The 14,193-nt window shown below is 70.2% G+C and carries 14 protein-coding genes; 13 read left to right on the forward strand and 1 reads right to left on the reverse strand.

What is annotated here, in order from left to right:
* Window positions 1-187: 187 nt before the first annotated feature.
* From OG844_RS39450 to nusB, 13 genes are all read left to right on the forward strand, one after another.
* The gene (locus OG844_RS39450) at window positions 188-637 is read left to right on the forward strand and encodes a DUF948 domain-containing protein (RefSeq protein ID WP_406396016.1); all 450 of its coding nucleotides are present in this window, start codon (window positions 188-190) and stop codon (window positions 635-637) included.
* Between the two features lie 7 nt (window positions 638-644).
* Entirely contained in the window at window positions 645-989 is a 345-nt protein-coding gene (locus OG844_RS39455; protein WP_406388634.1) for a DUF6167 family protein, read from the forward strand.
* Window positions 989-3,658: an alanine--tRNA ligase gene (gene alaS, locus OG844_RS39460; RefSeq protein WP_406388632.1), complete on the forward strand. Its 2,670-nt coding sequence runs from the start codon at window positions 989-991 to the stop codon at window positions 3,656-3,658. The genes OG844_RS39455 and alaS overlap by 1 nt, the downstream gene beginning before the upstream one ends.
* 8 nt (window positions 3,659-3,666) lie before the next feature.
* Entirely contained in the window at window positions 3,667-4,140 is a 474-nt protein-coding gene (ruvX, locus tag OG844_RS39465) for a Holliday junction resolvase RuvX (RefSeq protein WP_356416382.1), read from the forward strand.
* A gap of 100 nt (window positions 4,141-4,240) precedes the next feature.
* Window positions 4,241-5,995, forward strand: a complete 1,755-nt coding sequence (gene mltG / locus OG844_RS39470) for an endolytic transglycosylase MltG (RefSeq protein WP_406388630.1) — start codon at window positions 4,241-4,243, stop codon at window positions 5,993-5,995.
* A complete protein-coding gene (locus OG844_RS39475; RefSeq protein WP_406388629.1) occupies window positions 5,982-6,824 on the forward strand; it encodes a shikimate dehydrogenase in 843 nt (280 codons plus the stop codon). Before mltG ends, OG844_RS39475 begins: the two co-directional genes overlap by 14 nt.
* Window positions 6,825-7,016: 192 nt before the next feature.
* Complete coding sequence (gene aroC / locus OG844_RS39480; protein WP_406388627.1) at window positions 7,017-8,201, forward strand: chorismate synthase; 1,185 nt, start codon at window positions 7,017-7,019, stop codon at window positions 8,199-8,201.
* On the forward strand, window positions 8,198-9,844 hold the full coding sequence (gene aroB, locus OG844_RS39485; protein ID WP_406388626.1) for a 3-dehydroquinate synthase: 1,647 nt from the start codon (window positions 8,198-8,200) through the stop codon (window positions 9,842-9,844). Before aroC ends, aroB begins: the two co-directional genes overlap by 4 nt.
* Window positions 9,841-10,284, forward strand: a complete 444-nt coding sequence (gene aroQ / locus OG844_RS39490) for a type II 3-dehydroquinate dehydratase (protein ID WP_351172557.1) — start codon at window positions 9,841-9,843, stop codon at window positions 10,282-10,284. Before aroB ends, aroQ begins: the two co-directional genes overlap by 4 nt.
* A 115-nt stretch (window positions 10,285-10,399) precedes the next feature.
* Window positions 10,400-11,209 (forward strand): Pro-rich N-terminal domain-containing protein, encoded by an 810-nt coding sequence (locus OG844_RS39495; protein ID WP_406388625.1) that lies wholly within the window; start codon window positions 10,400-10,402, stop codon window positions 11,207-11,209.
* Between the two features lie 70 nt (window positions 11,210-11,279).
* The gene (locus tag OG844_RS39500; RefSeq protein ID WP_406388624.1) at window positions 11,280-12,386 is read left to right on the forward strand and encodes a M24 family metallopeptidase; all 1,107 of its coding nucleotides are present in this window, start codon (window positions 11,280-11,282) and stop codon (window positions 12,384-12,386) included.
* Between the two features lie 49 nt (window positions 12,387-12,435).
* Window positions 12,436-13,002 (forward strand): elongation factor P, encoded by a 567-nt coding sequence (gene efp / locus OG844_RS39505; RefSeq protein ID WP_031097761.1) that lies wholly within the window; start codon window positions 12,436-12,438, stop codon window positions 13,000-13,002.
* Window positions 13,003-13,004: 2 nt separating this feature from the next.
* The gene (gene nusB, locus OG844_RS39510; protein WP_056787023.1) at window positions 13,005-13,436 is read left to right on the forward strand and encodes a transcription antitermination factor NusB; all 432 of its coding nucleotides are present in this window, start codon (window positions 13,005-13,007) and stop codon (window positions 13,434-13,436) included.
* 215 nt (window positions 13,437-13,651) lie between these two features.
* On the opposite strand, the gene bldD is transcribed toward nusB, so the two are convergent.
* On the reverse strand, window positions 13,652-14,152 hold the full coding sequence (gene bldD / locus OG844_RS39515; RefSeq protein ID WP_014157378.1) for a transcriptional regulator BldD: 501 nt from the start codon (window positions 14,150-14,152) through the stop codon (window positions 13,652-13,654).
* Window positions 14,153-14,193: the final 41 nt, after the last annotated feature.

Raw genomic sequence — 14,193 nt, forward strand, 5'->3', positions numbered from 1 at the left:
TCCCCGCCTCCGCGCTCGCCCCGCCCGCCCGTAATGCGGTACAGGGCCTGACGCCCGGCGCGATAGGGTCGAGGGACGAGGACCGGCTGTGGTGGCAGCACACACCGGCCGACCCGAGACAGGCAGAGACAAGCCCCGGCCGGGGCAATCGACGAGCAGGGAGCGGTGCACTGTGTCCGGTGGAGAGGTGGCCGGGATCCTGGTGGCCGTCTTCTGGGCGATCCTGGTTTCGTTCCTCGCCGTGGTGCTGGTGAGGCTGGCCCAGACGCTCAGGGCGACCACCGAGCTGGTGGCGGACGTGACCGAGCAGGCGGTTCCGCTGCTCGCCGACGCCTCCGCGACCCTGCGCTCCGCGCAGACCCAGCTCGACAAGGTCGACGCCATCGCGAGCGACGTGCAGGAGGTCACCTCCAACGCCTCCGCGCTCTCCACCACCGTCGCTTCGACGTTCGGCGGGCCGCTCGTGAAGGTCGCCGCGTTCGGCTACGGGGTACGCCAGGCGCTCGGCCGCCGGACCGCTCCGGAACCGGAGCCGGCCCCCCGGACCTCCCGCCGCACCGTGATCGTCGGCCGTACCGTGCCGTCCGCCCGCAGCAGGAAGCGGAGCGGCCGCAGCTCCCGTGGACAGAAGGACTGACGCAGCGATGTTCCGCCGTACGTTCTGGTTCACCGCCGGCGCAGCCGCCGGCGTCTGGGCCACCACCAAGGTCAACCGCAAGATCAGGCAGCTGACTCCCGAGAGCCTCGCGGCCCAGGCCGCGAACAAGGCGATCGAGGCGGGTCACAGGCTGAAGGACTTCGCTCTCGACGTGCGCGAGGGCATGGTCCGGCGCGAGGCCGAACTGGGCGGGGCGCTGGGCCTCGACGCACCTGTCGACCCCGAACTCCCGGTACGCGCCCATTACGCAGTCGAAGCGGCCGACCCGGGCCGCGACGCCACCCACCGCAAGCTCCCCTACAACTCGAACAACCGGAATGAGGACCACTAATGGAGTCGGCTGAAATTCGCCGCCGCTGGCTGAGCTTCTTCGAGGAGCGCGGTCACACCGTCGTGCCTTCGGCGTCGCTCATCGCGGACGACCCGACTCTGCTGCTGGTCCCCGCGGGCATGGTCCCCTTCAAGCCGTACTTCCTCGGCGAGGTCAAGCCGCCCGCCCCGCGCGTCACCAGCGTCCAGAAGTGCGTCCGTACGCCGGACATCGAAGAGGTCGGCAAGACCACCCGGCACGGCACGTTCTTCCAGATGTGCGGCAACTTCTCCTTCGGGGACTACTTCAAGGAAGGGGCCATCCAGTACGCCTGGGAGGCCCTGACCAACTCCGTCGAGGACGGCGGCTTCGGCCTCGACCCCGAGCGTCTGTGGATCACCGTCTACCTGGACGACGACGAGGCCGAGCAGATCTGGCGCGAGAAGATCGGCGTTCCGGCCGAGCGCATCCAGCGCCTGGGCAAGAAGGACAACTTCTGGTCCATGGGCGTCCCCGGTCCCTGCGGCCCGTGCTCCGAGATCAACTACGACCGCGGCCCGGAGTTCGGCGTCGAGGGCGGCCCCGCCGTCAACGACGAGCGCTACGTGGAGATCTGGAACCTGGTCTTCATGCAGTACGAGCGGGGTGCCGGCGACGGCAAGGAGGACTTCCCGATCCTCGGCGACCTGCCGTCGCAGAACATCGACACCGGTCTCGGCCTCGAGCGCCTCGCCATGATCCTTCAGGGCGTACAGAACATGTACGAGACCGACACCCTGCGCGTCGTCATGGACAAGGCCACCGAGCTCACCGGCGTGCGCTACGGAGCCGAGCAGGGCTCGGACGTCTCCCTGCGCGTCGTCGCCGACCACATCCGCACGTCGGTGATGCTCATCGGCGACGGCGTCACTCCCGGCAACGAGGGCCGCGGCTACGTGCTGCGCCGCATCATGCGCCGCGCCATCCGCAACATGCGGCTCATGGGCGCCACCGGACCGGTCGCCCGCGACCTGGTCGACGTCGTGATCGACACGATGGGCGAGCAGTACCCGGAGCTCATCACCGACCGCAAGCGCATCGAGACCGTCGCCCTGTCCGAGGAAGCCGCCTTCCTCAAGGCCCTCAAGGGCGGCACGAACATCCTCGAGACCGCCGTCACGGAGACCAAGGCCGCCGGCGGCCAGGTCCTCGCCGGCGACAAGGCGTTCCTGCTCCACGACACCTGGGGCTTCCCGATCGACCTCACGCTGGAGATGGCCGCAGAACAGGGCCTCTCCGTCGACGAGGAGGGCTTCCGCCGCCTGATGCAGGAGCAGCGGGACAAGGCCAAGGCCGACGCCCGCGCCAAGAAGACCGGTCACGCCGACCTGTCCGCCTACCGCGAGGTCGCCGACAGGTCCGGCGCCACCGAGTTCACCGGCTACACCTCCATCGAGGGCGAGTCGACGATCGTCGGTCTCCTCGTCGACGGTGTCCCCTCGCCGGCCGCCACCGAGGGCGACGAGGTCGAGGTCGTCCTGGACCGCACCCCGTTCTACGCCGAGGGCGGCGGCCAGATCGCCGACCAGGGACGGATCCGGCTCGACACCGGCGCCGTCATCGAGGTCCGCGACGTACAGAAGCCGGTCCCCGGCGTCCACGTGCACAAGGGCGTCGTCCAGGTCGGTGAGGTGACGGTCGGTGCCTCCGTGTACGCCGCCATCGACAACACGCGCCGCCGCGCCATCGCCCGCGCCCACAGCGCCACGCACCTCACGCACCAGGCGCTGCGCGACGCCCTCGGCCCGACGGCCGCCCAGGCCGGTTCGGAGAACTCGCCCGGCCGCTTCCGCTTCGACTTCGGCTCGCCCGCCGCCGTACCCGGCACGGTCCTCACCGACGTCGAGCAGAGGATCAACGAGGTCCTCTCACGGGAGCTCGACGTCCAGGCCGACGTCATGTCGATCGACGAGGCCAAGAAGCAGGGCGCCATCGCCGAGTTCGGCGAGAAGTACGGCGAGCGGGTCCGGGTCGTCACCATCGGCGACTTCTCCAAGGAGCTGTGCGGCGGCACGCACGTCCACAACACCTCCCAGCTGGGCCTGGTGAAGCTCCTCGGCGAGTCGTCGATCGGTTCCGGTGTGCGCCGTATCGAGGCCCTGGTCGGTGTCGACGCGTACAACTTCCTCGCCAAGGAGCACACGGTCGTCGCCCAGCTCCAGGAACTGGTCAAGGGCCGGTCCGAGGAGCTCCCGGAGAAGATCGCCGGCATGCTCGGCAAGCTGAAGGACGCCGAGAAGGAGATCGAGAAGTTCCGCGCGGAGAAGGTCCTGGCGGCCGCCGCCGGGCTGGTCGACTCGGCCAAGGACGTCCGGGGCGTCGCCCTGGTCACCGGACAGGTCCCGGACGGCACCTCGGCCGACGACCTGCGCAAGCTCGTCCTGGACGTGCGTGGACGCATCCAGGGCGGCCGGCCGGCCGTCGTGGCCCTGTTCGCCACGGCCAACGGACGCCCGCTGACCGTGATCGCCACCAACGAGGCCGCACGCGAACGCGGCCTCAAGGCCGGTGACCTGGTCCGTACCGCCGCCAAGACCCTCGGTGGCGGTGGCGGCGGCAAGCCGGACGTCGCGCAGGGCGGCGGCCAGAACCCGGACGCCATCGGTGACGCCGTCGCCGCTGTCGAACGCCTCGTCACCGAGACGGCGTGACACCGGAGATGACGCAGATGCGCCGTGGACGTCGACTCGCCATCGACGTCGGTGACGCCCGTATCGGGGTCGCCTCGTGCGACCCCGACGGGATCCTCGCCACGCCGGTGGAGACCGTGCCGGGACGCGACGTCCCGGCCGCCCACCGGCGGCTCGGCCAGATCGTCGAGGAGTACGAGCCGATCGAGGTCATCGTCGGTCTGCCCCGCTCACTGGGCGGTGGCGAAGGTCCCGCCGCGGCGAAGGTCCGGGCCTTCGCCCAGGTGTTCGCCCGCTCGGTCGCACCCATTCCGGTGCGATTGGTGGACGAGAGGATGACCACAGTGACGGCCACTCAGGGGCTCCGTGCTTCGGGCGTGAAGTCCAAGAAGGGCCGGTCTGTCATCGACCAGGCTGCCGCTGTGGTGATCCTTCAGAACGCTCTGGAGTCCGAACGGGCCTCGGGGCAGGCTCCCGGCGAGGGCGTCGAAGTGGTTGTCTGATCGCGATACGGTAACGTTCCGCGCGATGCGTCGGTGTTCGAACAAACACCGCACAGCGAAGCGAAGAGACGGAACGTCGTCTCGCGGCTCAAGGGGATCGATGACTGAGTATGGCCGGGGCCCCGGCTCCGAACCGTGGCACCCCGAGGACCCCTTGTACGGGGACCAGGGGTGGGAAGGCGGCCGACAGGCTGCCCACGGCCAGGGCCAGTACGACAGCCAGCAGCAGCCCTATGCGCAGGACCCGTATGCCCAGCAGCAGCCCCAGCAGGGCTACCCGCAGGACCCTTATACCCAGCAGCAGGCCCCGTACGCGCACCAGCAGGACCCGTATGCCCAGCAGCACCCCCAGCAGGGCTACCCGCAGGACCCGTACGCCCAGCAGCAGCCCCAGCAGCCCCAGCAGCCCCAGCAGCCCCAGTACAACGGCGGCTGGGACACGGGCCAGCACGCCGCGATGCCGTACGAGCCGCAGCCCCAGCCGCCGTACGGCAACGCCCCGGGCGGCTACGGCGAGCAGGCCGACTACTACGGCACGGCCGAGGCCTACCCCCCGCCGCAGCCCCCGGGCCGCCGCGAGCAGGCGCCCGAGCCTCAGCAGCCTCAGCGGCAGAACCCGGACTGGGATCCGGATGAGCCTCAGGAGGAGACGCATCCTTTCTTCACGGGTGCGGACGAGCCCGACGAGGGCCGCGATTCCCGGAACCCCCGCGACTCCCGGGACGGTGACGACTACGACGACGAGCCGCGCGAGCCCCGCCGGGGCAAAGGCAAGAAGAAGAGCCGCAGCGGCTGCGCCTGCCTGGTCGTCTCCCTGATCCTCGTGGGCGGCCTCGGCGGAGCCACCTACTTCGGCTACTCGTACTACAAGAGTCAGTTCGGCGAGGCCCCCGATTTCGCGGGCAGCGGTTCGGGCGAGGTCGAGGTGGAGATCCCGGAAGGCGCTCTCGGGGCGGAGATCGCGAACATTCTGAAGAAGGCGGGCGTCGTGAAGTCGGCCGACGCCTTCATTTCGGCCCAGAACGGGAATCCCAAGGGGAAGTCCATTCAGGCCGGTGTTTATCTCCTGAAGAAGGAGATGTCCGGGGACAGTGCAGTGGATCTCATGCTGTCCCCGACGAGCAAGAATGCTCTGGTGATTCCGGAGGGATGGCGGAACGCTGCCATCTACCAGTTGATCGACACGAAGCTGAAGATCAAGGCGGGCACGACGGCGGGCGTCGCCAAGACCAAGGCGGGAAGCTTCGGACTGCCCGACTGGGTGGAGGACGGCCCGGTCCTCAAGGATCCGCTGGAAGGATTCCTCTACCCGGCCGCCTATCCGGTCTCCCAGGGGACGAAGCCTGAGGTCGTCCTGAAGAAGATGGTCGATCGGGCGAACGCGGAATACAAGAAGCTCGACCTCGAAGCGGCGGCCAAGAAGTACAACCTGGACGGCCCGTGGCAGGTGCTCACGGTGGCCAGCCTCGTCCAGGCGGAGGGCCTCACGCACGATGACTTCCGCAAGATGGCGGAGGTTGTCTACAACCGCCTGAAGCCGGACAACACGATCACGAATCGGAAGCTCGAGTTCGACTCCGCGTTCAATTACCTGAAGAAGCAGAGCAAGATCAAGATCGATCTCGGTGAGATCCGGAGCAACGACGATCCGTACAACACCTATTTCCACGCCGGCCTGACCCCCGGACCGATCAGCAATCCGGGCGAGGAAGCGATCAGGGCCACGCTCAATCCGACGGCCGACGGCTGGATGTTCTTCATTTCGCTCGACGGCAAGAAGACCGACTTCACCAAGACGGTTGCTGAGCACGAAAAGCTCAATGACAAGTTCAAGGAACAGCATGGCCTCGACTGACGGACGCCGCCGCGCGGCCGTCCTCGGCTCGCCGATCGCCCATTCGCTCTCCCCGGCCCTGCACCGGGCCGCGTACGCGGAACTCGGCCTCGATACATGGTCGTACGACCGCTTCGACGTGGACGAGGCCGGGCTTGCGGGCTTCGTCGAGGGCCTGGACTCCTCCTGGGCCGGACTTTCCCTGACGATGCCGCTCAAGCGGGCGATCATTCCGCTGCTCGACGAGATCAGTGAGACCGCAGCCTCGGTCGAGGCGGTCAACACCGTCGTGTTCACCGAGGACGGCCGTCGGGTCGGCGACAACACCGACATCCCCGGAATGATCGCTGCACTGCACGAACGCGGAGTCGAGAAGGTGGAGTCCGCCGCCGTACTCGGCGCCGGAGCGACCGCGTCCTCGGCCGTCGCCGCACTCGCCGCGATCTGTACCGGACCGGTCACCGTCTACGTCCGCAGCAGGGAACGCGGAGACGAGATGCGCGGCTGGGGCGACCGCCTCGGCGTCGATGTCCGGGTCGCCGACTGGGCGTCGGCGGAGCAGGCGCTGCGGGCCCCGCTGGTGATCGCCACCACCCCCGCCGGCACCACGGACGCTCTGGCGGACGCGGTACCGGCTGCCCCGGGCACCCTGTTCGACGTGCTCTACGAGCCGTGGCCGACCGCGCTCGCCGCCCGCTGGTCAGCAGCGGAAGGGACCGTGGTCGCGGGTCTCGATCTTCTCGTCCATCAGGCCGTCCTCCAGGTGGAGCAGATGACCGGACGAAGCCCCGGCCCGCTGGCCGCGATGCGCGCGGCGGGCGAGGAAGCCCTCGCGGCGCGCGAGCACTGACGCCGCGCGAAGCGACGTGCACGTCGGGACCCTTCGTCCCGCGCGCGGGACCGCGTCGGGCGCCGGAACGGTCCGTCTGCTGGACCGGCGGGTGGTTCGCGCCCCCGGGCGTGGGAGGATCGGGGTGGCGGGCCAGGGCCGCGCACCCGGTCGCGCCGTTGCAGTTTTCAGGCGCGAGCATGAGGAGCACCGTTGAGCAGGTTGCGCTGGCTGACCGCGGGAGAGTCGCACGGCCCCGCACTGGTGGCGACGCTGGAGGGTCTTCCCGCCGGCATCCCGGTCACCACGGAGATGGTGGCGGACGCGCTCGCCCGGCGACGGCTCGGTTACGGGCGCGGCGCTCGGATGAAGTTCGAGAAGGACGAGGTCACCTTCCTCGGCGGCGTCCGGCACGGTCTGACCATGGGTTCGCCCGTCGCCGTGATGGTGGGCAACACCGAGTGGCCCAAGTGGGAGCAGGTCATGTCGGCCGACCCGGTCGACCCCGACGTACTGGCCGCGCAGGCCCGTAACGCCCCGCTGACCCGGCCCCGGCCCGGTCACGCCGACCTCGCCGGGATGCAGAAGTACGGCTTCGACGAGGCCCGGCCGATCCTGGAGCGCGCCAGCGCCCGGGAGACCGCGGCCCGTGTCGCCCTCGGCGCCGTCGCCCGCTCCTACCTCAAGGAGACCGCGGGCATCGAGATCGTCTCCCACGTCGTCGAGCTGGCCGCGGCCAAGGCGCCCTACGGCGTCTGCCCCAAGCCGTCCGATGTCGAGCGGCTCGACGCCGACCCCGTGCGCTGCCTGGACGCCGACGCGTCGAAGGCGATGGTCGCGGAGATCGACCAGGCCCACAAGGACGGCGACACCCTCGGCGGAGTCGTCGAGGTGCTCGCGTACGGCGTGCCCGTCGGTCTCGGTTCGCACGTGCACTGGGACCGTCGGCTCGACGCCCGGCTCGCCGCCGCTCTGATGGGCATCCAGGCCATCAAGGGCGTCGAGGTCGGCGACGGCTTCGACCTGGCCCGGGTACCGGGCTCCAAGGCGCACGACGAGATCGTGGCCACCGCGGACGGGATCAGGCGCACCTCCGGCCGTTCCGGCGGCACCGAGGGCGGCCTGACCACGGGTGAGCTGCTGCGGGTCCGGGCCGCGATGAAGCCGATCGCCACGGTGCCCCGCGCGCTCGCCACCATCGACGTCGTCACCGGTGAGGCGGCCCAGGCCCACCACCAGCGCTCCGACGTCTGTGCCGTCCCGGCCGCCGGGATCGTCGCCGAGGCGATGGTCGCACTGGTCCTGGCCGACGCGGTCGCGGAGAAGTTCGGCGGCGACAGCGTCGCGGAGACCCACCGCAACGTGCAGTCGTACCTCTCCCACATGCAGATCCGGTGAGCGGCCCGCTGATCGTCCTCGTCGGCCCCATGGGGGTCGGCAAGTCCACGGTGGGCGAGCTGCTCGCCGAGCGCCTCGGCACGACCTACCGGGACACCGACGCGGATGTCGTGGCCACGGCGGGCAAGGCGATCTCCGAGATCTTCTTCGACGAGGGCGAGGAGCACTTCCGGGCGCTGGAACGGCAGGCGGTGCGGGACGCCATGGCCCAGCACCGGGGCGTCCTCTCCCTCGGCGGCGGAACGGTGCTCGACGGGACGACGCGTGAGCTGCTCGCAGGCCACCCCGTCGTCTACCTGTCGATGGACGTGGACGAGGCCGTCAAACGGGTCGGGCTGAACACCGCCCGGCCCCTGCTCGCCGTCAACCCGCGACGGCAGTGGCGCGAGCTGATGGAGGCCAGGCGCCATCTCTACGAAGAGGTGGCCCGCTCCGTCGTCGCCACTGATGAACGCACCCCCGAAGAGGTCGCCCAGGCGGTCCTCGACGCACTGGAACTGCCGGAGCGCACGGGCGAGTCCCCGCTGTCCGGCCGGGAGAACACACGTATGACCGAGCAGGGCACCACGCGCATCCAGATCGCCGGCACGGCGGGTACCGACCCGTACGAGGTGCTCGTCGGCCGCCAGCTCCTCGGCGAGCTGGCGAACCTCATCGGCGACCGCGCCAGGAGGGTCGCCGTCCTGCACCCCGAAGCGCTCGCCGAGACCGGTGAGGCGGTCCGCCAGGACCTGGCCGACCAGGGCTACGAGGCCATCGCGATCCAGCTGCCGAACGCCGAGGAGGCCAAGACCGTCGAGGTCGCGGCCTACTGCTGGAAGGCGCTCGGCCAGACCGGCTTCACCCGCACGGACGTCATCGTCGGTGTCGGCGGTGGCGCCACCACCGACGTGGCGGGCTTCGTCGCCGCCACCTGGCTGCGCGGGGTCCGCTGGATCGCCGTGCCGACGACGGTGCTCGCGATGGTCGACGCGGCCGTCGGCGGCAAGACCGGTATCAACACCGCCGAGGGCAAGAACCTCGTCGGCGCCTTCCACCCGCCCGCCGGAGTGCTCTGCGACCTCGCCGCGCTCGACTCGCTGCCGGTCAACGACTACGTCTCCGGCATGGCCGAGATCATCAAGGCCGGCTTCATCGCCGACCCGGTCATCCTCGACCTCGTCGAGGCCGACCCGCAGGGCGCCCGCACGCCCGCCGGACCGCACACCGCCGAGCTGATCGAGCGTTCCATCCGGGTCAAGGCCGAGGTCGTCTCCAGCGACCTCAAGGAGTCCGGACTCCGGGAAATCCTCAACTACGGGCACACCCTGGCCCACGCCATCGAGAAGAACGAGCGCTACAAGTGGCGCCACGGCGCCGCCGTCTCGATCGGCATGGTCTTCGCCGCCGAACTGGGCCGGCTCGCCGGACGCCTCGACGACGCCACCGCCGACCGGCACCGCGCCGTCCTGGAGTCCGTCGGACTGCCGCTCACCTACCGCGGCGACCAGTGGCCCAAGCTCCTGGAGAACATGAAGGTCGACAAGAAGTCGCGCGGCGATCTGCTGCGCTTCATCGTCCTGGACGGCATCGGGAAGCCCACCGTGCTCGAGGGACCCGACCCGGCGGTCCTCCTCGCCGCCTACGGGGAGGTCTCCGCATGACCACCCGCAGGGTCCTCGTGCTCAACGGCCCGAATCTCGGACGGCTCGGCTCCCGCGAGCCCGACGTGTACGGGGCGACGTCGTACGCGGGTCTGGTCGACACCTGCCGTACCGTCGGCAAGGAGCTCGGCTTCGACGTCGACGTCCGCGAGACCAATGACGAGGGCGAACTGATCCGCTGGCTCCACGAGGCAGCCGACGGATCGATTCCGGTCGTTCTCAACCCGGGCGCTTTCACCCACTACTCGTACGGCATGCGCGACGCGGCCGCTCAGCGCACCGCTCCGCTGATCGAGGTGCACATCTCGAATCCGTACGCACGGGAGGAATTCCGCCACACCTCGGTGGTCGCCCCGGTGGCCACCGGCACCGTGGCCGGATTCGGTATCGGCTCCTACCGACTCGCCCTGCGCGCCCTGTCCGACGAGTTGACGGCCTGACGGACTGTCAACGGGCACTTCGTGCCTCCCTGGGCCGTTCACTCGGTGGCGGCCCAGGAAGGTACGGTTGCCGTCGACCAGCGCCAGTTGCCTGCACGAGACGGAGTGGCACCGGATGCAGCACGCAGTGGGGGCCCCGCTGCCGCCGCCCCACGGTCCCGGAAACGGGCCGTGGACGCAGGAGGCCCAGCACCCCGGTCCGCCGGGGCCGCCGCCGATACCTCCCGCCCCCCAGGGGCAGGGCTGGACCGGCCCCGCACCCCAGCACGCCCCTTCCCCTCCCTCGCGGGAGACCACCGGGCACATCCAGCTCCCACCGGGCGGGCCCGTTCCGCTGCCCGCGCCGCCCGCCGAGGCGGGCACCGGCACCGCGACCCTGGCCGTGCTGCTGATCGGCCCGGCGGGGGCCGGCAAGACGACGGTCGCCAAGCTCTGGGCGGGCCGCCGACGCGTCCCGACCGCGCATGTCTCCCTCGACGACGTCCGCGAATGGGTCTGCTCGGGTTTCGCCGACCCGCAGGCCGGTTGGAACGACCACTCCGAGGCGCAGTACCGGCTGGCACGCCGCACCTGCGGCTTCGCCGCCCGTAACTTCCTGGCCAACGGCATCTCGTGCATCCTCGACGACGCGGTCTTCCCTGACCGGCCCGTCGTCGGCCTGGGGGGCTGGAAGCGCCATGTCGGCCCCGGCCTGCTGCCCGTCGTCCTCCTGCCCGGCCTGGAGGTCGTCCTGGAGCGCAACGCGGCCCGCAGCGGCAACCGGCGCCTGTCCGACGAGGAAGTCGCCCGGATCCACGGCCGGATGGCCGGCTGGTACGGCTCCGGCCTGCCGATCATCGACAACTCCACGTACGACGTCGAGACCACCGCCAGGGTCCTGGACGACGTGCTCGCCCGCTCCATAGCCAGCCCGCCCACCTGGTAGCCGCGGGTGCCGCGCCCCGGTCGGATGCGCTGACCGGGCGGCCCGCCGCCCGCGCTCGTAGGCTCGGAACATGTCAGAGGTGTACGCCGTCCGACGCGGGCTGCTCCGCGACCGGTACGCCGCCGCCGGATCCGCTGCGGCCCTGGTCTCCCGCCCCGCCAACGTCCGCTATCTCGCGGGCGGGGCCCCGCCCGGCGCCGTGCTGCTGCTCGGCCCCGGACAGGACGTCCTGCTCTGCCCCCGTGCCCCGACGGGCGATCCCGCCCACGGGCGCCCCGACGAACAACTGCGGCTGACGGTGCTGCCCGCGCCCGACGGGGACCCCGTCGTCGCCGCCGCGGATCTGGCTCTCTCCCTCGACGCGGAATCCCTCGCCGTCGAGGAGCACGACCTCACCGTCGCCCGGCACCGAGCCATGGGCTCCGTCGCCCCCCGCCTCCGCCTGGCCGATCTCGGCTTCACCGTGGAGCAGCTGCGGGTCGTCAAGGACGAGGAGGAGATCGCCTGTCTGCGGATCGCCGCCGAGATCACCGACCAGGCCCTCGGAGAGCTCCTCGAATCCATCCTGGTGGGCCGCACCGAGCGGCACCTCGCCCTGGAGCTGGAGCGCCGCCTGGTGGACCACGGAGCGGACGGCCCCGCCTTCTCCACTTCCGTCGGAACCGGCCCCAATTCCGGCCAGGGGCGTCACAGGCCCTCGGACCGGAGGGTGGAGGAAGGCGATTTTCTCTCCGTCTGCCTGGGTGCGAACTATCGCGGCTACCGGTGCGAGATCGGTCGGACGTTCGTCATCGGGACCGCTCCCGCCGCATGGCAGATCGAGCTGTACGACCTTGTTTTCGCCGCTCAGCGGGCCGGGCGGGAGGCTCTCGTGCCCGGTGCCGCCTACCGTGACGTGGACCACGCGGCCCGTCATCTGCTGGAATCGGCGGGTCACACGGAGGGCCTCCAGGCATGGACCGGGCACGGGGTAGGGCTCGAAATCGACGAGGACCCGCAGCTGGCACCGACAGCCATGGGTAAACTGGACGCTTGTGTGCCGGTCACCGTCGAACCGGGGGTCCACCTCCCGGGCCGGGGCGGTGTCCGGATCGATGACACGCTCGTCGTGCGCCCCGAGGCGGACGGCGGACCCGAGCTACTCACCATTACGACCAAGGAGCTGCTCGCGCTCTAGCGCGCATCCTTTGTCGTCCACCAGCTTCAGTCCAGGAGATTCCGCAACCGTGGCTTCCACGAACGACCTCAAGAACGGCCTGGTGCTCAAGCTCGACGGAGGCCAGCTCTGGTCCGTCGTCGAGTTCCAGCACGTCAAGCCCGGCAAGGGCCCGGCTTTCGTGCGTACCAAGCTCAAGAACGTGCTCTCCGGCAAGGTCGTCGACAAGACGTTCAACGCCGGCGTGAAGGTCGAAACGGCCACCATTGACCGCCGAGACATGCAGTTCTCGTACATGGACGGCGAGTACTTCGTCTTCATGGACATGAACACGTACGACCAGCTGATGGTCGACCGCAAGGCTGTCGGCGACGCCGCCAACTTCCTGATCGAGGGCTTCACCGCTTCGGTCGCGCAGCACGAGGGCGAGGTGCTCTACGTCGAGCTGCCGGCCGCGGTCGAGCTGACGATCCAGCACACCGACCCGGGTGTCCAGGGTGACCGCTCCACCGGTGGCAGCAAGCCCGCCACCCTGGAGACGGGCTACGAGATCGGCGTCCCGCTCTTCATCACCACCGGCGAGAAGATCAAGGTCGACACCCGTACGGGCGACTACCTCGGCCGGGTGAACAGCTAACCGTGGCTGCCCGGAACAAGGCCCGCAAGCGCGCCTTCCAGATCCTCTTCGAGGCCGACCAGCGCGGTGAGTCCGTGCAGACGGTCCTCGCGGACTGGGTTCGGCTCTCGCGGACCGACGACCGTCAGCCGCCGGTCGGCGAATTCACCATGGAGCTCGTCGAGGGGTACGCGCAGTACGCGGACCGCATCGACGACCTCATCGTCACCTATGCCGTGGACTGGGAGATCGACCGCATGCCGGTCGTCGACCGGAGCATCCTCAGGCTCGGCGCGTACGAGCTGATCTGGATGGACTCGACCCCGGACGCCGTGGTGATCGATGAGGCGGTCCAGCTCGCCAAGGAGTTCTCCACGGACGACTCCCCGTCCTTCGTGAACGGCCTGCTGGCCCGTTTCAAGGATCTCAAGCCGAACCTCCGCCGGGAGCAGTAGCCCGGCGGTGTTCAGCCGAACGAAGGGCCCATGGCGCGAGCTGTGGGCCCTTCGGCGTGCCCGGCGCCGCCACCCCGCCCGGCAGGGCCGCGCCCCACACCTGCCGAGGTGCGAGCCGCCCCGGAAACGGAAAGGCGCCGGGAACGGAAACGCCGGGCCGGCGGGGTGCCCGCGAGGGCCCCCGCCTACCCGGCGGTACGTTTCTGCTGCGGCTGTCAGCCCTCGTCGTGGGCCACTGCGCGGCGCGCGTCGGCGTCCAGAACGCCCCAGCTGATCAGCTGCTCCGTGAGCACGGACGGCGACTGGTCGTAGATCACGGCCAGCGTGCGCAGATCGTCCTGGCGGATCGAGAGCACCTTGCCGTTGTAGTCGCCGCGCTGGCTCTGGATCGTCGCCGCGTAACGCTGCAGCGGTCCGGCCTTCTCCGGCGGGACGTGGGCGAGGCGCTCCAGGTCGAGGACGAGCTTCGGCGGCGGCTCGGCAGCACCGCCGGGCGTCGTGCCGGGCAGGAGCTCCTGCACCGGGACGCCATAGAAATCCGCCAGCTCGGCAAGGCGCTGCACGGTCACGGCGCGGTCGCCGCGCTCGTACGAACCGACCACTACGGCCTTCCAGCGGCCCTGCGACTTCTCCTCCACGCCGTGGAGGGAGAGGCCCTGCTGGGTGCGGATGGCGCGGAGCTTGGCCCCGAGCTGTTTTGCGTATTCGCTGGACATAAGGCTCCCCGGACGCTGGAACATTCTGCGGCTCCGCCGCG

The organism is Streptomyces sp. NBC_00887, assembly GCF_045207585.1.

Coding starts and splice junctions, on each gene's coding strand:
- OG844_RS39455 (WP_406388634.1), top strand. CDS start 645: ATGTTCCGCCGTACGTTCTGGTTCACCGCCGGCGCAGCCGCCGGCGTC.
- alaS (WP_406388632.1), top strand. CDS start 989: ATGGAGTCGGCTGAAATTCGCCGCCGCTGGCTGAGCTTCTTCGAGGAG.
- ruvX (WP_356416382.1), top strand. CDS start 3,667: ATGACGCAGATGCGCCGTGGACGTCGACTCGCCATCGACGTCGGTGAC.
- mltG (WP_406388630.1), top strand. CDS start 4,241: ATGACTGAGTATGGCCGGGGCCCCGGCTCCGAACCGTGGCACCCCGAG.
- OG844_RS39475 (WP_406388629.1), top strand. CDS start 5,982: ATGGCCTCGACTGACGGACGCCGCCGCGCGGCCGTCCTCGGCTCGCCG.
- aroQ (WP_351172557.1), top strand. CDS start 9,841: ATGACCACCCGCAGGGTCCTCGTGCTCAACGGCCCGAATCTCGGACGG.
- OG844_RS39495 (WP_406388625.1), top strand. CDS start 10,400: ATGCAGCACGCAGTGGGGGCCCCGCTGCCGCCGCCCCACGGTCCCGGA.
- OG844_RS39500 (WP_406388624.1), top strand. CDS start 11,280: ATGTCAGAGGTGTACGCCGTCCGACGCGGGCTGCTCCGCGACCGGTAC.
- bldD (WP_014157378.1), bottom strand. CDS start 14,152: ATGTCCAGCGAATACGCAAAACAGCTCGGGGCCAAGCTCCGCGCCATC.